General features: G+C 66.9%; 15 protein-coding genes. 4 read left to right on the plus strand and 11 right to left on the minus strand.

The genetic code is table 11. The features are described 5' to 3' along the window. The first annotated feature begins 324 nt into the window (after positions 1-324). A complete protein-coding gene (gene treF, locus J5837_RS03645; protein ID WP_244755596.1) occupies positions 325-1,929 on the plus strand; it encodes an alpha,alpha-trehalase TreF in 1,605 nt (534 codons plus the stop codon). A 48-nt stretch (positions 1,930-1,977) separates the two neighbouring features. On the opposite strand, the gene J5837_RS03650 is transcribed toward treF, so the two are convergent. Then, positions 1,978-2,415, minus strand: coding sequence for a hypothetical protein (locus J5837_RS03650; RefSeq protein ID WP_210535351.1), 438 nt, complete (start codon positions 2,413-2,415; stop codon positions 1,978-1,980). 93 nt (positions 2,416-2,508) lie between these two features. Next, entirely contained in the window at positions 2,509-3,873 is a 1,365-nt protein-coding gene (gene glmU, locus J5837_RS03655) for a bifunctional UDP-N-acetylglucosamine diphosphorylase/glucosamine-1-phosphate N-acetyltransferase GlmU (RefSeq protein WP_210535352.1), read from the minus strand. A 77-nt stretch (positions 3,874-3,950) separates the two neighbouring features. Between glmU and J5837_RS03660 the strand changes: the two genes are divergently transcribed. Next, positions 3,951-4,334, plus strand: coding sequence for a GtrA family protein (locus J5837_RS03660; RefSeq protein WP_210535353.1), 384 nt, complete (start codon positions 3,951-3,953; stop codon positions 4,332-4,334). A gap of 167 nt (positions 4,335-4,501) precedes the next feature. Here the strand turns inward: J5837_RS03660 and J5837_RS03665 are convergent, their stop codons facing one another. The 4 genes from J5837_RS03665 to J5837_RS03680 form a co-directional block, all read right to left on the minus strand. After that, positions 4,502-5,518 (minus strand): glucokinase, encoded by a 1,017-nt coding sequence (locus J5837_RS03665; RefSeq protein WP_210535354.1) that lies wholly within the window; start codon positions 5,516-5,518, stop codon positions 4,502-4,504. A gap of 9 nt (positions 5,519-5,527) precedes the next feature. Then, positions 5,528-7,240, minus strand: a complete 1,713-nt coding sequence (locus tag J5837_RS03670) for a peptide-N4-asparagine amidase (protein WP_210535355.1) — start codon at positions 7,238-7,240, stop codon at positions 5,528-5,530. A 154-nt stretch (positions 7,241-7,394) separates the two neighbouring features. Continuing rightward, positions 7,395-8,855 (minus strand): alpha-L-fucosidase, encoded by a 1,461-nt coding sequence (locus J5837_RS03675; RefSeq protein WP_210535356.1) that lies wholly within the window; start codon positions 8,853-8,855, stop codon positions 7,395-7,397. 1 nt (position 8,856) lies between these two features. Beyond that, positions 8,857-10,218: an alpha-L-fucosidase gene (locus J5837_RS03680; RefSeq protein ID WP_210535357.1), complete on the minus strand. Its 1,362-nt coding sequence runs from the start codon at positions 10,216-10,218 to the stop codon at positions 8,857-8,859. A gap of 239 nt (positions 10,219-10,457) precedes the next feature. Here J5837_RS03680 and J5837_RS03685 point away from each other — a divergent pair, with 239 nt between their 5' ends. Further along, positions 10,458-11,831, plus strand: a complete 1,374-nt coding sequence (locus J5837_RS03685) for an alpha-L-fucosidase (RefSeq protein WP_210535358.1) — start codon at positions 10,458-10,460, stop codon at positions 11,829-11,831. Between the two features lie 5 nt (positions 11,832-11,836). Further along, positions 11,837-12,568, plus strand: a complete 732-nt coding sequence (locus J5837_RS03690; protein WP_210535359.1) for a copper homeostasis protein CutC — start codon at positions 11,837-11,839, stop codon at positions 12,566-12,568. A 33-nt stretch (positions 12,569-12,601) separates the two neighbouring features. Here the strand turns inward: J5837_RS03690 and J5837_RS03695 are convergent, their stop codons facing one another. The 5 genes from J5837_RS03695 to J5837_RS03715 all read right to left on the minus strand — a co-directional run bounded on the left by J5837_RS03695 (position 12,602) and on the right by J5837_RS03715 (position 19,533). Next, positions 12,602-13,342, minus strand: coding sequence for a hypothetical protein (locus tag J5837_RS03695; RefSeq protein WP_210535360.1), 741 nt, complete (start codon positions 13,340-13,342; stop codon positions 12,602-12,604). A gap of 67 nt (positions 13,343-13,409) precedes the next feature. Continuing rightward, positions 13,410-14,168 carry a DUF3011 domain-containing protein gene (locus J5837_RS03700; protein WP_210535361.1) on the minus strand — a complete coding sequence of 253 codons (759 nt, stop codon included), beginning with the start codon at positions 14,166-14,168 and terminating at the stop codon, positions 13,410-13,412. 264 nt (positions 14,169-14,432) lie between these two features. Beyond that, positions 14,433-15,440, minus strand: a complete 1,008-nt coding sequence (locus tag J5837_RS03705; RefSeq protein WP_210535362.1) for a glycosylasparaginase — start codon at positions 15,438-15,440, stop codon at positions 14,433-14,435. Positions 15,441-15,616: 176 nt separating this feature from the next. Beyond that, positions 15,617-17,116, minus strand: coding sequence for an alpha-L-fucosidase (locus J5837_RS03710; RefSeq protein ID WP_210535363.1), 1,500 nt, complete (start codon positions 17,114-17,116; stop codon positions 15,617-15,619). Next, positions 17,113-19,533 carry a glycoside hydrolase family 3 N-terminal domain-containing protein gene (locus J5837_RS03715; RefSeq protein WP_210535364.1) on the minus strand — a complete coding sequence of 807 codons (2,421 nt, stop codon included), beginning with the start codon at positions 19,531-19,533 and terminating at the stop codon, positions 17,113-17,115. Before J5837_RS03715 ends, J5837_RS03710 begins: the two co-directional genes overlap by 4 nt. Positions 19,534-19,585: the final 52 nt, after the last annotated feature.

Below are 19,585 nucleotides of genomic sequence, written 5' to 3' on the forward strand. Positions count from 1 at the left end.
ACGAAAGTGGTGTCGTTGGACCGCGGATCCCGCCTGGCCGCGCGTGCTCCGCAGCGGTCCGAGAGCGTGCGGCCACGGTTGAGCAAGCAATGTGAAGAAACCGCTGGGCGATGCATGAATGCGACGGATGCAACGGTTTCATCTTCGTGAATCGGCACAAATGACAGCGCAGGACATGGGGGAAGCCGCCGCACGTGTGCGCTGCAACAAGACTCCTCGCATCGCAACATCGTCATCCACGCGGCTGTCCGGCTCCGCGCGCACGTAACGAAAGCCCGGCTATGCTGGTTTTTACTTCGCCGGCTGGAATCGATGGAGCGCGCGATGAGAAAAACCGCCTGGCTCGTGCTGCTGTCCTGCCTGTTGCTGCCGTCCGCGCCCTCGATGGCGCAGGACTGCGTGCCCGCCTATTCGCGGCTCTATGGCGAACTGTTCGAGACCGCGCAGAAGGATCTCCCGGAAGGCAAGTCGCTGGTCGACGCAGTCCCCCGGCAACCGCCGGCCGGCATCGTGGCCGAGTACGAACACCAACGGCGCCAGCCAGGGTTCGACCTGGCCAAATTCGTCGCCAGCCAGTTCGCACCGGCGCCGGCGGCGAACAGCGATTACCGCACCGAGCCGGGGCAGGATGTACGCAAGCACATCGACGCGCTGTGGAGCGTGCTGGAACGCAAGCCCGGCCCAGTCGATCCGCGCGGCTCGCTGCTGCCGCTGCCCCATCCGTACGTGGTTCCGGGCGGTCGCTTCAACGAAATCTACTACTGGGATTCCTACTTCACCATGCTGGGCCTGGAGGAAAGCGGCCGCCACGACCTCGCCGTGGACATGGTGAAGAACTTCGCCTGGCTGATCGACCATTACGGCCATATCCCCAACGGCAACCGGGTCTACTACCTCAACCGTTCGCAACCGCCGTTCTTCGCCGCGATGGTGAACCTGATCGCCGAGCGCGACGGGCCCTCCACGCTGAAGACCTACCTGCCGCAGCTGCAGCAGGAATACGATTTCTGGATGGAAGGCGCCGACACGCTCAAGCCGGGCGAAGCGCACCGGCGCGCGGTGCGGCTGGCGGACGGCACGCTGCTCAACCGCTACTGGGACGACTGCCCGCTGCCGCGCGAGGAAAGCTACGGCAACGACGTGCGCACCGCCGCCGAATCCAAACGCCCCGCGGCGGAGGTCTATCGCAACCTGCGCGCCGGCGCCGAAAGCGGCTGGGATTTCAGCTCGCGCTGGTTCGCCGACGGCAAGACGCTGGCGACCATCCGCACTATCGAGATCGGGCCGCCCGATTTGAACAGCCTGCTCTACCATCTGGAAACCACGCTGGCCGAGGCGTATGGCGTCGCCGGACAGAAGGACGAGGCGACGCGGATGCGCGAGCGCGCCGACGCGCGGAAGAAGGCGATCCTGCAGCACCTGTGGAACGCGAAGGACGGGGTGTTCGAAGACTACCTGTGGAAGGAAGGCCGCACGACCGGCCACGTCACCGCCGCGACGCTGTATCCGCTGTTCTTCGGCATTGCCGGGCGCGACCAGGCCGACCGCACCGCCAAGCGTGTGCAGGAAACCTTGCTGCAGCCCAATGGACTGGCGACGACCACCGTGCGCACCGGCCAACAGTGGGACCTGCCCAATGGCTGGGCGCCCTTGCAATGGATCGCGATCCGCGGTCTCGACGCCTATGGCCACCGCGATCTCGCAGCAACCATCGCCAGGCGCTGGATCGCCGGCAACCTCGCGGTTTACCGGCAGAGCGGCAAGCTGGTGGAGAAGTACAACGTCACCCGCAGCGCCGAGGGCGGCGGTGGCGAATACCCGCTGCAGGACGGCTTCGGCTGGACCAATGGCGTGCTGCGGAAATTGCTGGCGTTGTATCCCGATGCGGCGACCGGGACTGCGGCGGATGCGGCCGCGCCAGCACGCTAATTCCAAGAAGTTAGTCGCAACGCTCTTCGATCCCGCCCGTCTGAATGGTCAACGGGAACGCAACCGCTCCGTGGCCTCCAAAAGGTCGCTTTCTTCTGCTTCCAGCAAAAAGGTGGCAACAGGATAGTTCCCGGTTGCTGCCGCAATGGCGGCCAATGCTGCTGTTCCGATGGACGTCTCCCAACCCGGGCGCGCGGCCAAAGCAACCAACGCGGGAATTCGGGCCATGGCTTCGTCGTACGAGAGTCCAAGCTCGTCCGGGACTGTTTGGCCTGAAGCAACACGGGCGATCTCAATGCTCGCCGGAAGCAGGAAATAGCTCATCGATGCCTTGGCTGGCGCCAACGCGAGCGCATCAACAATGTGCGGTACTGCCGCAAAAGAAGCCGGATAGACATCGCCTTGGTGACAAAGCGAACTCCACAAGCTGAACCACGGCTCATCGCGATACGAAGACTCGTTCGGAAAGCCGGCAAGTTGACGCAAGAGAGCCGGCGTGTCCGATGCAGAGCCATAGGCATGCCTGAGGCTCGCCCATCGCGGATCATCGAGGGATAACGACGTACCCACGCTAGAGAACTACTTCTTCACCGGCCGCTGCCACCCATCCACCGTCACCTGCCGTGCCCGCGACACGGTCAGCTTGCCGCCCGGCGCATCCTTGCCGATCACCGAACCCGCGCCGATGGTTGCGCCCTGGCCGATGGTGACCGGCGCGACCAGCGCGGAGTTGGAGCCGATGAAGGCGTTGTCCTCGATGGTGGTGACGAACTTGTTCACCCCGTCGTAGTTGCAGGTGATCGTGCCGGCGCCGATGTTGACGCCGCTGCCGACCACCGCGTCGCCGAGGTAGGTCAGGTGATTGGCCTTGCTGCCCAAGCCAAGCGTGGCCTTCTTGGTTTCGACGAAATTGCCGACATGCACATTGTCGGCCAGCACGGTGCCGGGACGGATGCGCGCATACGGGCCGATCAGCGCGCCCGCGCCGGCGACGACGCCGTCGATGTCGCAATGCGCGTGTACCTTGCTGCCCGCGCCGATCTTCGCGTCCTTGATCCGCACGAACGGACCGATACTGACGCCATCGCCCAATTCGACGTGGCCTTCGAACACCGCGTCGACGTCGATGCTGACGTCGCGGCCCACCGTCACCGTGCCGCGCTGGTCGAAGCGCGCCGGATCCGCGAGGCGCGCGCCGGCCACGCACAGCGCGCGCGCCTGGCGCAGCTGGAACGCGCGCTCGAGCTGGGCGAGCTGCCACGGATCGTTGGCGCCTTCGGCCTCCATCGGATCGACGACCAGGACCAGTTCCGCCGGGGTGAATTCGGAAGCGGCGGTGGCGAATACATCGGTCAGGTAGTACTCGCCCTGCGCATTATCGTTGGACAACTTCGACAACCACTGCTTCAGGGCGACCGCGTCGGCGGCGATGATGCCGGTGTTGATCGTGCGGATGCGGCGCTGCTCTTCGCTGGCGTCCTTCTGCTCGACGATCGCGGCGACCTTGCCGGCTTCGTCGCGGAGGATGCGGCCGTAACCGGTCGGATCCTCCGGTTCGGCGACCAGCACCGCCAGGCGACCCGGTGCTTCCAGCAGGCGTTGCAGCGTTTCGGTGCGGATCAACGGCACGTCGCCGTACAGCACCAGCACCTTGGCCTCGTCCGGCACCTGCGGCATCGCCTGCGCGACCGCGTGGCCGGTGCCGAGCTGCTGCGCCTGCTGCGCCCATTGCAGGTCCGGCTGGTCGGCGAAGGCGGCCTGCACCTGGTCGCCGCCATGGCCGAACACCACGTGCAGCGCCGCCGGTCGCAACGCGCGCGCGGCGGCGATGACCTGGGCCAGCATCGGTTGCCCGGCGATGGGCTGCAGCACCTTGGGCAGGGCGGACTTCATCCGCTTGCCTTCGCCGGCGGCGAGGATCACGACATGCAGGGGCTGGGACATCCGGGCGTTCCGTTGCGATGAAGCGGGAATTCTAAGCCAGCGGTTACGATGGCGCCCTTTCCCCGGGCATGAACGCGATGAGCCTGATCCGACAGGGCGGCAGCTACGTGCTGGTCGGCCTGCTGCAGCTGCTGCTGGACTGGGCGGTGTTCGTCGCCGCCACCGCATTGGGCGTGCCGGCGGCGCCGGCCAACCTGGGCGCTCGCGTGTCGGGGGCGATGCTCGGCTTCTGGCTCAACGGCCGGGTGACCTTCGCCCGCGATGGCGAGGCGCGGCTGGGCTGGTGGCGTTTCGTCCGTTTCGCGCTGGTGTGGCTGGCGCTGACCGCGATCAGCACCTGGCTGGTGGCGACGCTGGCCGCGCGCTTCGGCCTGCATTACGCCTGGCTGGCCAAGCCGGTGGTGGAAGCCGCGCTGGCGTTGCCGGCGTTCTTCCTGTGGCGGCAGGTGGTGTACCGCTAGCGAATTGTGGGAGCGGCCTTGGCCGCGAATGCCTTGTTGGGTGAGCCGTAGAGCGGGGCTTGCCCCGCTGCTTCTACGCCGCCGTGCGATTCATCGAAAGGCAGCGGGGCAAGCCCCGCTCTACGAAAAAGCGCAAAAAAGCATTCGCGGCCAAGGCCTCTCCCACATCAGCGCGTCGCCAGTCGTTGCAGGTGCCAGCTGGCGGCGCCGATCACGCCCTGGTGCGGATCTTCGACCAGCCGCACCGGCACATGCTCCAGCACCGCGCGCATCACACCCTTGTCGAGGAAACGCGCCTGGAAGTCGCTGCCGGGGAAGAATTCCAGCAGGCGCGGGACCATGCCGCCGGCGACGAACACGCTGGTCGCGCCGTGCGCCATCGCCAGGTCGGCGAGCACGCTGCCTAGCGCAGCGCAAAAGATCCGCACCGCTTCGAGCGCATGCGCGTCGTCGCCGCGCCGTGCCGCTTCGATCACACCGGCCGACGTCGTCTGCCGCGCATCCGCATCGTCCATGCGGCACAGCGTCGCGTAGGTCTTCAGCAGGCCGGGGCCGGCGACGACCTGCTCGCAGGAAACGTAGGAAGTCTCGGCCATCCACGCCTGCAGCAGGGCGATTTCCCGCGGTGTGCCTGGCGCGAACGACATCTGCCCGGCTTCGCCCGGCAGCACCAGCACGCCGTCGCGGCAGGGCACCCGCAACGCGGAGCCCAGGCCGGTCCCCGGGCCGACCACCAGGCTGGGCCCCGGCTCGGCATCGCCGTCGAAGCTGCTCAGCGGCCGGCAGCGTTCCTTGCGCAGACACTGCCCGGCATTGGCGGCGGCGGCGAAATCGTTGACCAGCGCGACTTCGGCGAACCCCTGGGCGCGCAGCGCGGCGGCCGACAGTGTCCACGGCAGGTTGTTGTTGATCACCGTGTCGCCACGCACCACGCCGGTAGTGGCGATGACGATGTCGCGCGGCGCGGGTTGCGCGTGCTTGGCGACGAAATCGGCGACGATCGCTTCGAAGCTGGCGAATGCACCACCCTGGTAGACCTGGTGGGCGAGCACTTCGATGTCGCCATCGGGCAATCGCCGGACCTGCGCCAGTCGTGCATGGGTACCGCCGACGTCGGCGGCGAGGAAGGGCGCGCCGTTCAGCGGCGAATCCGCCTCGGCGTGGGTCTGGGTGGGGTTCGACATGCGACGACTTCAGCGATCCGGTGTCGATTGTGAGGCCGGCGCCGCCTTGCCGCAATCGGTGGCGTCGCGGATGAAACGCCCATTGCGCGTGGCGATGTCGCGTTGCCAGCAGCGCCCGTCTTCCTCGATGCGATAACTCTGGCGGGTGTCGGCCACGGCGCGACGCTTGTCGCGCGGCACGCCGCGGTCGTACGAAGCGTTGCCGATGAAACGATCGCGCGTGCGCCGGCTGGACTGCGCCTTGCCGTCGCGGGAACGCACGGTTTCGACATCGTCGTGGATGCGGATGTCGGTGGTCAGGCGCACCTTCGGGTCGGTCTTCTCGGTCGCATCGCCCTTTTCGCCGGGCTTGCCGGCGCTGCCGCCTTGCAGCGGCACCTGGCCGATGCCGCCGTCGAAACCGAAGTTCTGCTCGATGGTTTCCGCCTCCACGCCGACCTTGCCCCTGCGCGTGACCACGGCGCGATCGCGCCAGTCGGCGAGCATGCGGTCGTCGTTGTCGTCCATCGAACCCCAGCGATGGTGCACGTCGGCCTGCAGCGCGCGTTCGACCGTGGTTTCGACCTTGCCCTTCGAGCCGCGCACCTCGCCGCGCGCGCGGAAATGGCGTGCCCCGAGGAAATGCAGCGACTGGTCGTCGGCGACCGCAGCGTCCAGGCGCATGTCGTGCGAGGCTTCGCCCGCGTCGTAATCGAGCAGCTTCGCCCTGGTGCGTTGCACGCCGGCATCGCGCCAGACCTGCAGGTTCGGCAGCAGCTTCCAGCCTTCGCGGCCTTCCGGCACGCCGGCGACATGCAGGCGCACTTCGTGCGGCTTGCCGTCGTTGAGCAGGCCGATGAAGGGCGTCAGGTCATAGCGGATCGGCTGGATATCGAACGTGCGTGGCGCGGGGATCGCGTACCACAGCAGCGGGTTCGACCAGCCGCCGGTGTAGATGTGCGGATACGGCGCGGCGATGCCGGCGATGCGCCCGTCCAGCAACACCCGCACTTCGCGATACGGGCCTTGCGGGTTGTGGCACCAGTAACCATCCAGCGGCACGGCGTAGTACCAGAATTCCTCGCAGCCGCCGCCGGAACCGGTGGCGTAGACCTCGGCCAGCAGGCGCTCGCTGTTGGCGGGAATCGCGATCTTGCCGACGGTATCCGCGCCGTCTTCGTGCAGGCCATCCAGCGGGAGCACCACATCGGCGGTTTGCGCAGCCGGGTGCTTGTCGTCGGCGCGGAAGAACAGCAGGCTCAGCCTGACGTCGAACACGCCGGTATACGTTTCGTTGACCACGTTGCCGAGGAACATCTCCGCGTCCTGCGGCTGCGCGAACAGCGGCGCGTAGGCGCTGACGTCCTTCTCCACGCGCCATTCGATGCCTTCGCGCGACGGTTCCGGCGAACTGGTGCGGAAGATGGTCACGCCGCCGACCGAGAACTGGCCGATGCGGTCGTACTGGCGGCCCTTCACCGCGCCGTCCAGCCGCAGCACCACCTTGTGCCACGGGCCGGGGCATTGCTTCGCCGCATCGATGCGCGCCTTGGCTGGATCGAAGCTGGCGAAGCCGTGGTGCAATACGTCGACCGTGCAAGCAGGCATGCCGGCGGGAACCGGCGACGGATGCGCGGTACGCGGGTCGTCGTGGTCGTTGCCGAAGTTCTTCGGCGGCTCGACGGCGTGTGCTGTACCGGCCAGCAAGGCCAGCAGCGGGAAGGACAACAGTCTGTTTTTCATGAACGGAAACAACCTCGAATCCCGCGTAAATCCTCGAAGTCGTCATTCCCGCGAAGGCGGGAATCGCTCTGTCGCTCTTCGGACGGATCATCGGGGTCCGATAGAAGAGCGATTCCCGCCTTCGCGGGAATGACGGTGTTTTTTGAACTTCCGGTCAGTGGGTAAGCACCGCTCCCGGCAATTCGATGCTCCACGCGTACGCGCCCGCGGTCTGCTTGCGCACCGCGGCGGGAACGTCCACCACGGTCGCGTCGCCTTCACGCCGCCACGCCAGCGCCGCGTCGCTGCCGAGCACCCGCACGCTTGCCCCAGCCTCCGGCGCCGGACCCGGGATCTTCAGCTGCGCCGGTAGGGTCTTTTCCTTGTCGTCGGCCAGGTAGATCGCATACACCGTCCCGTCCTTCAGCCGCGTGTAGCGGAACTTGCCGGCGCGGTACGGCGCGACCGCGCGGCTGGCATAGATCGCCTGGCCGTTGAGCTTCATCCACTGGCCGATCTGGTGCAGGCGCTCGATGGCTTCGGCCGGCAGTTCGCCGTTGGCGTCGGGACCGACGTTGAGCAGGTAGTTGCCGCCCTTGGCGACCACGTCGACCAGCATGTGCACCACGTCGCGCGCGGGCTTGTACCTGTCGTTGGGCACGTACGACCACGAATCGCCGAGGGTCATGCAGGTTTCCCACGGATACGGCAGCGGCTCGTCCGGGATCTTCTGTTCCGGCGTGCGGTAGTTCTCGTAGCGTCCGCCAACCGCGCGGTCCACCACGATCAGGCCCGGCTGGTTCCTGCGCGCCAGTGCGGCCAGTCCCGGCATGTCGATATCCTGCGGCCACGGCACCGAACCGCTGCCGGGCTTCGCGTCGGGATGCTCGCGCGGGTTCACCCAACCGCCGTCGAGCCACAGGATGTCGAGCGGCCCGTATTGCGAAGTCAGCTCGCCGAGCTGCGCATGGGTGAAATCGACGAAACCCTTCCACAACTCGGGGTGCTTGCGCGTGTCGTAGTTGACGTTGCGATCCGGCGTGGCCCAGCGCGGCGCCCAGTAGTTGTCGCTGTGCCAGTCCGGCTTGGAGAAGTACGCGCCGATGCCGAAGCCGCGTGCGCGGAAGGCATCGAACACTTCCCTGGCGATGTTGGCGCGCGGGTTGGAATGGAACGGCACGTTCGATGCGGTGATCCGGTAATCGGTCTGCTTCGTGTCGAACATGCTGAAGCCGTCATGGTGCTTGGTGGTGAACACCACGTACTTGGTGCCGGCGTCGGCGGCGACATCGGCCCACTTCGCCGGATCGAACTTCACCGGGTTGAAGGTGGTCGGCAGCTGCTCGTAAGCCTGCTTGTAGCCGACGTAGTCGTTGGCGTACTTCCCGGTGTGCGGATTGCGCTTCGGCGGACCGCACCAGTCCACGTCCTCGGAGCAGATCGACCACGACTCGACCACGCCCCACTGGCTGTACGGGCCCCAATGCATCATGAAACCGAATTTCCAGTCCTGCCATCGGTCCAGCTTGCGCACGACCAGCGGGTCGGTTTCCGGCACGTAGGGATGTTCTTCTTCGTGCTGGGCCAGGGCGGGCGTTGCGGCGAACAGGGCCAGCAGCAGTACGGCGGTCTTCATCTCAGTTGCTCTCGATCGGTTTGACGTGTTCCTTGAACAGCGACGCAGGGCCGTCCAGTTCCAGCGCGACCACGGTGACCACCGGGTCGAGCGCGGCGTCGGGCACCTTGATGTGCAGCAGGCCCGGTACCTTGCTCCAGTCGTGCTTGCCGACCACGCGGGCCTCGACCGCGGCGTCGCTGCCGAGCACGCGGGCGCGCAGCACCTTGTTGTCCAGGCCCTTGACCATCAGGTCTTCGTTGGGACGCCCGTCGACGAACAGGTACAGCGTGCGGCCGTCGGCCGACAGCGTGCTCGGACCATGGAAATAATCGAAGCCGATGCCGGCGCGCGTGCCGTAGATCGCCGGCGCGTTCTTCCCGGTCCAGCGGCCGAATTCCTCGAGGATGCGCACCTGGCGCTCGTCGATGCTGCCGTCCTCCTTCGGCCCGATGTCCAGCAGCAGGTTGCCGCCCATCGCGATGGTGTCGGCGAAGATGCGGATCAGCTGCCCGGGTGTCTTGTAGGCGTTGTCGGTGGGCTGGTAGCCCCACGACATGTTCATGGTCAGGCACAGCTCCCAGTAGCGATCGGTGGGACGCAGGATCGGCACGCCCTGCTCCGGGGTGCCGTAGTCGCCGTTGCCCGGCAGGCGCGAATTGATGATGGCCTTCGGGTTGCGGGCCAGGATTTCCTTGCGCACCTTGTCGGCCTGCCATTCCTGCGCACTGTGTTCCCAGTCGCCGTCGAACCACCACAGATCGGGGTTGTAGCGCTTGGCGAGATCGTCGACCTGGCCCTGGTAGTAGTCGAGATAACGCTGCCAGCGCGCGGGTTCCTTGCGGATGTCGTAGCGCTTTTCCTTGCGCGTATGCACGTCGTAATCGGAATACGACCAGTCGGGCAGCGAGTAGTACAGGCCGACCTTCAGCCCATCCTTGCGCAGCGCCTTGGCGAACGGCGCGACCAGGTCGCGCCCGGCCGGCGTGTCCCTGACCACGTTGAGGCCCTGCTTCGAGTCCCACAGCGCCACGCCGTCGTGGTGGCGGCTGGTCAGCACCGCGTAGCGCGCACCGCTGCGCTTGATCAGGTCGGCCCAGGCCTGCGGATCGTAACGGCGGGCGGTGAAGTCCCGCTTCTGGCTCATGTACTCCGGCCAGGTGATCTGGCCGTTGAAGAACGACCACGACTCGCTGGTGCCGTGCGCGGCGTAGATGCCCCAGTGGATGAAGATGCCGAGCTTGGCGTCCTCGAACCATTGCATGCGCGCGGCTTCGACGGCGTCCGGCGGCCCGGCGGCGGGGCCGTCGGCGGCCAGCGCCGGACCGCAGGCGGCGGCAAGAACCAGCAAAAGGGAGGCAATGGGCTTGCGGGGTCGGGTCATCTGTACGCCCGGCCTGTCGCCGGTATGGTCTGGTGGTTGGACCAATGCTACCCTGTATTCGCCGCAGGGTTAAAGAACGGCCGCTATCCCCTCCTAGGACGGTCATTCCACCGGGCAGGCATTCCCTGCCCGGCCCTGCGATTTTCTTCCGGCCGTGCGACCCCGCCACCACGTTCCGACCCGGTTGGCGGCGGTTGTCGACGCCGGCAGTCTCGCGTTCGCCACAGAAGGAATCCGCCATGCGCGTCCCACTGCTTCTGCTGATCGCCACGCTGGCCTGGCTTGGATCGCCCGTCCCGCGACTCGATGCCGCCACGCCCGCGGCCGAAACCGCCGACGCCAAGGCCGAACGCATGCAATGGTGGGCCGACGCCCGCTTCGGCCTGTTCCTGCATTGGGGCCTGTACGCGGTTCCCGCCGGCGAATGGAAGGGCAAGCGCGACTACGGCGAATGGATCATGGAAGAGGCCGACATTCCCAAGGCCGAATACGAACGCTTCGCCAGCCGTTTCGACCCGAAGAAGTACGACCCCGACGCGTGGGCGCGCGCGGCCAGGGCCGCCGGAATGAAGTACGTGGTCATCACCAGCAAGCACCACGAAGGCTTCGCGATGTGGGACACGCAGGGCACCGACTACAACATCGCCCGGCGCACGCCCTACGGCAAGGGTGTGCTCGCGCCGCTGGCCGATGCCGTGCGCCGCCAGGGCCTGCACTTCGGCGTGTACTACTCGATCATGGACTGGCACGACCCGTCGCAGCGCGGGAACAAGCCGAACGTGCTGAACCCGACCCTGATCGACCCGGCGCAGAAGGCGCGCTACGTGCGCGACATGAAGACCGAGCTGAAGGAACTGGTGCAGCAGACCGGCGCCGAGATCCTGTGGTTCGACGGCGAATGGGTCGACTGGTGGACGCGCGAGGACGCCGAGGACATGGTCGCTTACCTGCGCGGACTGAAGCCGGACCTGATCATCAACAACCGCGTGTTCAATTCGCGCGGCGGCATGGGAGGCATCAGCGCCGAAGGCATGCCCGGCGATTTCCACACGCCCGAACAGGAAGTGCCGGCCGCGGGCCTGGGCGCGGGCGAGTACTGGGAATCGTGCATCACCATGAACCGGCACTGGGGCTACAACCGCCACGACCAGGCCTGGAAGTCGGACCGCGAACTGATCCGCATGCTGGTCGACGTGGCCAGCAAGGGCGGCAACCTGTTGCTCAACATCGGGCCGACCGCGGATGGCGAACTGCCCGCGCCCGCGCTGCAACGGCTCGATGCGATCGGCCGCTGGATGCAGGTCAACGGCGAGGCGATCTACGGCACGCAGTCCACCGCGCTCGCACAGGCGCCGGCGTGGGGGCGCATCACCCGCAAGCCGGCGGGCGATGGCCAGCCCGAGCGCCTGTACCTGCACGTGTTCGATTGGCCCACCGATGGCGTGCTGCGCCTGCCGCTGGCGGGTAAAGTGGCCGAAGCCGTATTGCTGGCCGAACCGGGCGTCGCGCTGCGCGCCGAAACCTCAGGCGGCGAACTGCATCTGCAGCTGCCGCCGAAGGCGCCGGATGCCGATGCCAGCGTGATCCGGCTGACCCTCGCGCAGGAACATTGAAACGCATGTCGCAAGCCTTGCTGGAAATCGCCGCCAACTCCGTTGCTTCCGCGGTCGCGGCGCAGGACGGCGGCGCCGATCGCGTCGAACTCTGTTCGGGCCTGGAACTGGGCGGGCTGACGCCCTCGCCCGGCGTGCTGGCGCTGGTACGCGAACGCCTGCGCATCCCGCTGTATGCGCTGATCCGCCCGCGTGGCGGCGACTTCGTCTACACCGACGAGGAAACCGAAACGATGCTGCTCGACATCGAGGCCTGCCTCGCCGTCGGCTGCGATGGCGTGGTGCTGGGCGCGCTGGATGCCGAAGGCAATGTCGACCTGCCCCGCTGCCGCGCATTGGTTTCCGCGGCGAAGCACCTCGGCGTCACCTTCCACCGTGCCATCGACGTCAGTCGCGATCCGCTGCAGACGCTCGAGGACGCCATCGGACTGGGCTGCGAACGCGTGCTCAGCTCCGGCGCGCAACCCGGCGCGCCGCAAGGCGTCGGCCTGCTGCGCGATCTGGTGCAACGCGCCGGCGAACGCATCGTGGTGATGCCCGGCGCCGGCATCAACGCCGGCAACCTCGCCGCGCTGCGCGCCGCGACCGGCGCGCGCGAGTTCCACGCCTCGGCCAAGCGCACCCTGCCCTCGGCGATGCGCCACGCCGCCGACGCGCGGCTCGGCATGAGCGATGGCGAAACCCGTACGGACAGCGAGGAAGTACGGCGACTGGCTGCGGCCTTGCGCAGCGGCTGAACCCGGGGCCTCCTTCGGACCCGCATCCGGCTTTCACTTCTCCTGCGTGCGCGCTTCCGCGTGATCGCAGCTCGCGCACGCACTCTGACCCGTACTCGCGCGGGGATGCGAAAGCGCATGTCCCACGAGCGCATTGACCAGTGAACCGCTCACCAGGATCAGCGTCGCCGCGATGATGCGGCGCCAGAACGGCAAGCCCGTCTTTCTTCCGATCCAGTCGATCTGCACGAGCCAGAACCAGAGGAAGGCGCCCAGCACCAGCCATGGCGCCGCGCGGACCGCGTAAGCGTTCTCCGGCATCAGCGAGAGCGAACCGCTGATCGACAGCAGCAGGGCGAACGGAGACACCAGGTAGCATTGCTCGTAGAACGGCCCGCGCAGGCTTTCCCGATCCATGGGAACGCCGCTCCTGAGCAGGAAATAGACCGCGCCCGCCAGCGCCCACACCCCGAAGGCGATCGTCCGGTACAACAGCAGGTTCTGTTCCGAGGCGAAGATCGCGCTGGCCAGCGAGCCGGAGGCGTCGGGCGTCTGCGTGCGCATGCCCAGATCGATGAAATGGGCGATCAGCACGCACAGGATCAGCAACAACGGCGGACTGACCGCCGCGCTGAATTGCTTCTCGTCGCTTCGTCCCAGCTCCGACGCCGCGTATTCGGTCATCCTGCGCGGATGCAGCACGATCCGCACCAGCGTGCGCGGCAGCAGGACCACCCAGATCAGGGCTTCGTAGACGAATTCCTCGAAGGATTTGAGGATTTTCAGGAAGTCCACGGTTCGTCCATGCGTTCAGGCCAGCGAAAAGACCGGGCGAGCGGCACCGCTCGTGCGAGGCTTGCCGTTACTGCCCTCTTTTCCTGATCGGGGTCAGGGATTCCACCAGGCCATCGTTGCGCACCATGCACAGGAAACGGCCGTCCGGGTAATCGACGATCAGTTCGGTGGTCTGGTCGTTGACCGGAACGCGGGTGACCAGCGCGCCGTCCGCCTTCGCCCGCACGTTGCAGGCGCCCAGCAATTCGTTGCCCGCGCCTGCCGGACGCCGGCTCGGCGCGCGGCTTCCGCCGGGAACGTTGCGGAAGACCGCCCGGCAGCCGTCCTTGACCCACACGGAATGGTGGTAGAGGCCCCAGTTCTGGCCCTGCACGCATTCGGTCCGGCTCAGTTGCCGGACCACCTGGACATCACCATGCGTGTCCATGTCGCACTCGGTCTGCGCCTTGCCCACGGATTCGCAAGTCACCTCGGTCGCGGGCGCGGCACCGGTCGCGCGCGCCGCGCCGGCAGACGATCCGCCGACCGTGCACACGCCATTGGCGCCGCCCTTGCCGGTGTACGACATCTGCACGCCGCCGTCGGGGGAACGGGTGATCGACAGGGTCACGCCACTATTGGAGTCGCTGGCCTCGAAGTAATCGTCGTTGAACTTCTTGAGCCTGGTTTCGCGCCCGTTGACGTAGACCGGGCCGCCCTCGTCGGCATGGATTTCAAGACCGCCGGGGCAGGTGCCGTTGAACAGCGGAATGGCCGCTTCCGACCGCGATGCCGGCAGCAGGCTCAAGGAGAAAACGACTGCCAGCGGAAGAATTGCGGACTTCATCACGGTCGACTCCTTGATCGGGGAGCGCAGCCTATCATCTGGGAACGCGGAGAGAGATGTCAGCGTCCCGCTCGGGGACCCCGACGAGCTCGACGAAAAACCCGGTGCCCGCACCCAACGTGAATCGACCTATGAATCGGTGTGGGAGCGACGTCAGTCGCGATGCCTTTCGTCGTGATCGCGTGAGTCGCCTGAAAAGCAATCGCGACTGACGTCGCTCCCACACCGTGGCTGCCAGACCGGGGGCGGTCTGACCTTGCAGCGTCAGGTTTGCTCGGTCGTATACACGGATTGCGAATCCAGCAACGCGTCCTGCTTGGCCGCGTCGCATACCGCGTAGACGAAGCCCTTGTGCAGGGCGAACGCACCGACTTCGCCGTCCTTGTTCATCGCCAGGAAACACACTTGCAGGGTCTTGCTGGCTTCGGGGCGCTTGTGCACGACGCGGTCGATCGCCTCGCGGCAGGCCTGCGCCGGCGAACGGCCCTGGCGCATCAGTTCGACGACCAGGTGGCTGGCCGCATTGCGGATCATCTCCTCGCCCTGGCCCGAGGCCGTCGCCGCGCCGACGTCGTTGTCGACGTACAGGCCCGCGCCGATGATCGGACTGTCGCCGACCCGGCCATGCAGCTTCCACGCCATGCCGCTGGTGGTGCAGGCGCCGGCGAGGTTGCCGCTGGCGTCCAGCGCGAGCATGCCCAGGGTGTCGTGGTTGTCCTTGTTGCCCGGCAGCTTGGCGCGCTCGGCATTGATCTGCGGCTTGTATTCGGCGGTCTTCAGCCATTCGCGCCAACGCTGTGCCGCCTCGGGCGTGATCAGCTTCTTCTTGGCGAAGCCCTGCTGCACCGCGAACTGCTGCGCACCGGCGCCGACCAGCATCACATGTGGCGATTTTTCCATCACCGCGCGCGCCACCGAGATCGGATGATCGATGTCTTCCAGCGCGGCCACCGAGCCGCAGCGGCCATCGCCAGCCATGATGCTGGCATCCAGGGTCAGCACGCCGTCGCGATCCGGATTGCCGCAATGGCCGACGGTGGGGTTGCACAGGTCGGCCTCTGCCCAGCGCGCGCCGGCTTCGACCGCGTCCAGTGCCGCGCCGCCGGCGGCCAGCACCTTCCATGCCGCGCCGTTGGCGCCGACGCCGAAGTCCCAGGTCGACACGACCTTCGCGCGCGACGATTTGCCGGCCGCACTCGAGAAGGCCTTCGGCAACGCCAGTGCACCGGCACCGAGCAGGCTGGTTTGCAGGAAGGTGCGGCGGGTCGTCATGGGTCTGCTCCGGTGGAATCGGTGGTCACATTGTAGAAGCGATGCGTTCGCGGCAACGACCTTTGGGAGCGACCTTGGTCGCGAATGCGCCTCTGCAACACTATCGGAAAGAGCAAAAAGCATTCGCGACCAAAGGTCGCTCCCACAAAGGCTATTCCTGCAATGCCTGCCGCCGATCACTCGCCGTGGTAATCGGGACGTTTCCATGCACCCGTCGGCGAGCGATGCAACGCCACCCGTGCGAGCCGCGGCGCGGCGTAGGCGAATTCAATGGCCACGCGTAGCCTGCGCGCACGGGTCGGCGGTACCCGGTCGAGCTTGCAGTGGCCGATCGTCGTGCCCCAGGCCAGCGGCTTCCAGCCATCGCCGGCATCGACATCGACGCGGTAGTTGGCGATGTGCTGGCCGTGCTCGATCGCCTCTTCCAGCCGGATCACATCGAACTCGGCGCCTTGCGGGAATTCCAGCTCCAGCCAGCCGCTGCGCGCATCGGCGCCGGGGCTCCAATGGCGCGAATGGTCGTCGTCCAGCACGTTCGCCGCCTCGCCCTGCGCCGCGCTGGCGCGGACTTTGGCACCCGCGGCGAGATCCGTCGCCAGCATCGACTCGCGCAACCTGGCGAAACCGATCAGGCTTTCCACATCTCGTTCGTGGAACAGACCCTCACGCGTCGGCGGCACGTTCAGCAGCAGCTTGCTGTTGCGCCCCACCGAAGTGAAGTACAGGCCCAGCAGATTGTCCGCGCCGCGCACCTTCTCGTCCTGTTCCGGGTGCCAGAACCAACCGGGCCGGATCGACACGTCGGTTTCGCCGGGACGCCACACCTTGCCGTAAGGATCGCCCTGCTGCAGCGCTTCGCCAGTCCACGGATCGTCGGCGCCGGCGCGCGGCACCCGCGCCGGATCGACGCTGGCCCAGCAGGTGCTGCCGGCGCTGCCGGTCTCGTTGCCGATCCAACGCACGTCGGGGCCGGCGTCGGAGAACATCACCGCGCCGGGCTGCAGCTCGCGCACGGTGCGGTGGATGCGCGCCCAGTCGTAGGCCTGGCGCTTGCCGTTGGGACCTTCGCCGTTGGCGCCGTCGAACCACACTTCCACCACCGGCCCATAACCGGTCAGCAACTCGGTGAGCTGCGCGATGTAGAAATCGTCGTAGACCTTGCCTTCGCCATAGACCTTGGCGTTGCGGTCCCATGGCGACAGGTAGAAGCCGACGTCCAGCCCTTCCGCGCGGCAGGCGTCGGTGAATTCGCGCACCAGGTCGCCCTTGCCGTCGCGCCACGGACTGGACGCGACCGAATGCTTCGTGGTCTTCGTCGGCCACAGGCAGAAGCCGTCGTGGTGCTTGGCGGTCAGGATCATGCTGCGGAAGCCGGCTTGCTTCGCCGTGCGCGCCCATTGCTTCGCGTCGAGCCGCTTCGGATCGAAGATCGACGGACTCTCGCTGCCGTCGCCCCATTCCCGGCCGGTGAAGGTGTTCACGGTGAAGTGGACGAACATCGCCAGTTGTTCGCGCTGCCAGCGCAATTGCGACGGCGTCGGCCGCGGGCGCGTTCCGTCGTCCGCAACGGCGGCGGCTACGCGTGCGGCAGGCAAGCCGGTGGCGGCCACGGCCAAGGCGCCGCCGCCCGCGGCGAGGAAACGGCGACGCGATGGGTCGGCATGCTTCGTTTTCATTGCACGATCTCGAATTCGGCCTGCTGGCGGATATCCTGCGAACCGCCACCGACCATGACGCGGAACTTGCCCGGTTCGACCACCCGCTTCATTTCGCGATTCAGCAGTGCCAGGTCGGCCGGGGCCAGGGTGAAGCTTACGGTGCGGGTCTCGCCGGGGGCGAGGTGGATGCGCTCGAATCCACGCAGGTTCTGCTCGTAGGTGGTGACCGAGCTGACCAGGTCGCGGGTATACAGCTGCACGACTTCATCGCCGGCGCGGTCGCCGGTGTTGCGCACGTCGACGCTGACGGTGACCTTGCCGTCGGCCTTCTGCTTCAGCGGTGCGATGCGCAGGCCGCCGTAATCGAACTTCGTATAGCTGAGCCCGTGACCGAAGTAATACAGCGCACCGTTGCTGCGCGATTTCTCCAGCTCCGATTGCGCATTGGGCTTGCTCGGGAAATTGAACGGGATCTGCCCGGCGGTCTTCGGGAAGGTCACGGTCAGCTTGCCGCCGGGGTTGTAATCGCCGAACAAGGCATCGGCGATGGCGGTGCCGCCCTGGTCGCCGGGGAACCAGGCTTCGAGGATCGCCGGCACGTGCGCATCGGCCCAGTTGATGCTCATCGGCCGCCCGTTGATGAGCACCAGCACGACCGGCGTGCCGGTCGCCTGCACCGCCTGCAGTAGTTCGAGCTGGCGGCCCGGCAGGTCCAGGCTGGTGCGGCTGAGGCTTTCGCCGGTGGTGCGGTCGCCGTCGCCGAGCACGACGACGGCCACGTCGGCGCCGGTCGCCGCGCGCACCGCTTCGTCGATGCCGGCGCGCTCTTCCGCGCTCAGCGGTTCGGGCAGCGTTTCGATCCGCGGCCAGTTGCCGCCGGCGACTTCGACCCCCTTGGCGTAACGCACTTCGGCGGCATTGCCAAGCTTGCGCCGCACGCCTTCAAGCACGGTGATCGCATGACCGCCACTCGGGCCATAGTGGCGACGCGAGTAGCGACCATCGTCGGCATTGGGTCCGATCACCGCGACCGTCTTCAGGTCCTTGCGCAACGGCAACGCGTCACCCGCATTCTTCAGCAACACCAGGCTTTCGCGCGCGGCCTGCAATGCGACGGCGCGGTGCTCCGGCGAATCAAGCAGGCGCACGGTCGCTTCGGCATCCTCGACGTACGGGCGGTCGAACAGACCGGTGGTGAACTTGACCCGCAGGATGTCGCGCACGCGGTCGTCGACGACGGACATCTTCAACGAGCCGTCGCGCAAGGCGGCGCGCAGCGGGAGCACGAAATCCTCGGGCGGGGTGAAGTTGGTGCGGATGTTCAATCCGGCTTCCACCGCCTGGCGCACCGCGTCCTGCGCATCGGCGGCGACCGCGTGCTTGGTGTGCAGGTATTCGACCGCTTCGCTGTCCGACACCACGTAGCCGCGGAAACCGAGGTCGTTGCGCAGGCGTTCGGTCAACCAGTAATGGCTGCCGCTGACCGGCACGCCGTCGTAGTCGTTGTACGAACTCATCACCCCGAGCAGGCCGGCCTCGCGGATCGCCGCGGCGAACGGCGTGACATGCACGTCTTCGACCTCGCGCGGCGCGACCTGCGGGTCGGTGCGGGCCATGAATTCGCGCGCGCCCCTGTTGGCGCTGTAGACCACGAAATGCTTGGCAGTGGCGGCGACGGTAAAGTCCTGCTGCATGCCCTTGACCATTTCCACGCCGAGCCGCGAGACCAGGTACGGGTCTTCGCCATACACCTCTTCCATGCGGCCCCAACGCTGGTCGCGGGCGACGTCGAGGATCGGCGCGTAGATATTGGTGTAACCCATCGCGCGGCCTTCCAGTGCGGTGATGCGGCCGATCTTCCGCACCAGCGCCTTGTTCCAGGTATGGCCGATGCCCAGTTGGGTCGGGAAACTGGTCGCGCCGTGCGCTTCGACGCCGCGGATGCCTTCGTCGGTGAAGTCGGCGGGAATGCCCAGCCGCGTCTGTTCGACGAAGAAGCGCTGCACTTCGTTCATCGCCCACACGTGCTTGCGGGTATCGGTGGCGTAGACGCTGCCCTTGCCGTCGCCATAGCCGTTGTGCATCTCGTCGATGTTGCCGATGCCATCCTTCCACAGCGCGCGTTTCCATTGCCGGGTCGGCAGCGGATCCTTCAGCACGCGGCCATAGCCATACAGCGTGGCCATCTGCGCGGTCTTCTCGTCGGCGGTCATCCGCGCCAGCAGATCCTCGACGCGGGCATCGACGGACGCGTTGCGGTCTTCGTAGACGTCCTTGCGGCCGTTCTTGTCCAGGTCGATCCAGCCATCGTGGTAGATCTTCGGCATCGCCGGGAAGGCGGAACGCGCGGCGTCGCTGTCGGCGGCACCGGTGCCCAGGACAAGCACCAGGCCGGCGATCACGGGGGCGACGAGGGCGCGCGATGATGGAGTCATGCTCGGCGGTGGCGGATCGGGAAGCCCGAAGCGTACCATTCGGTCCAGTGGT

This window comes from Pseudoxanthomonas helianthi (genome assembly GCF_017939625.1).
GTDB classification, from domain to species: Bacteria; Pseudomonadota; Gammaproteobacteria; order Xanthomonadales; family Xanthomonadaceae; genus Pseudoxanthomonas_A; species Pseudoxanthomonas_A helianthi.

What these genes read in the sequence shown, in the direction of transcription:
- treF (WP_244755596.1), top strand. Translation starts at nt 325, where the DNA reads ATGAGAAAAACCGCCTGGCTCGTGCTGCTGTCCTGCCTGTTGCTGCCG.
- glmU (WP_210535352.1), bottom strand. Translation starts at nt 3,873, where the DNA reads ATGTCCCAGCCCCTGCATGTCGTGATCCTCGCCGCCGGCGAAGGCAAG.
- J5837_RS03660 (WP_210535353.1), top strand. Translation starts at nt 3,951, where the DNA reads ATGAGCCTGATCCGACAGGGCGGCAGCTACGTGCTGGTCGGCCTGCTG.
- J5837_RS03665 (WP_210535354.1), bottom strand. Translation starts at nt 5,518, where the DNA reads ATGTCGAACCCCACCCAGACCCACGCCGAGGCGGATTCGCCGCTGAAC.
- J5837_RS03670 (WP_210535355.1), bottom strand. Translation starts at nt 7,240, where the DNA reads ATGAAAAACAGACTGTTGTCCTTCCCGCTGCTGGCCTTGCTGGCCGGT.
- J5837_RS03675 (WP_210535356.1), bottom strand. Translation starts at nt 8,855, where the DNA reads ATGAAGACCGCCGTACTGCTGCTGGCCCTGTTCGCCGCAACGCCCGCC.
- J5837_RS03680 (WP_210535357.1), bottom strand. Translation starts at nt 10,218, where the DNA reads ATGACCCGACCCCGCAAGCCCATTGCCTCCCTTTTGCTGGTTCTTGCC.
- J5837_RS03685 (WP_210535358.1), top strand. Translation starts at nt 10,458, where the DNA reads ATGCGCGTCCCACTGCTTCTGCTGATCGCCACGCTGGCCTGGCTTGGA.
- J5837_RS03690 (WP_210535359.1), top strand. Translation starts at nt 11,837, where the DNA reads ATGTCGCAAGCCTTGCTGGAAATCGCCGCCAACTCCGTTGCTTCCGCG.
- J5837_RS03700 (WP_210535361.1), bottom strand. Translation starts at nt 14,168, where the DNA reads ATGAAGTCCGCAATTCTTCCGCTGGCAGTCGTTTTCTCCTTGAGCCTG.
- J5837_RS03705 (WP_210535362.1), bottom strand. Translation starts at nt 15,440, where the DNA reads ATGACGACCCGCCGCACCTTCCTGCAAACCAGCCTGCTCGGTGCCGGT.
- J5837_RS03710 (WP_210535363.1), bottom strand. Translation starts at nt 17,116, where the DNA reads ATGAAAACGAAGCATGCCGACCCATCGCGTCGCCGTTTCCTCGCCGCG.
- J5837_RS03715 (WP_210535364.1), bottom strand. Translation starts at nt 19,533, where the DNA reads ATGACTCCATCATCGCGCGCCCTCGTCGCCCCCGTGATCGCCGGCCTG.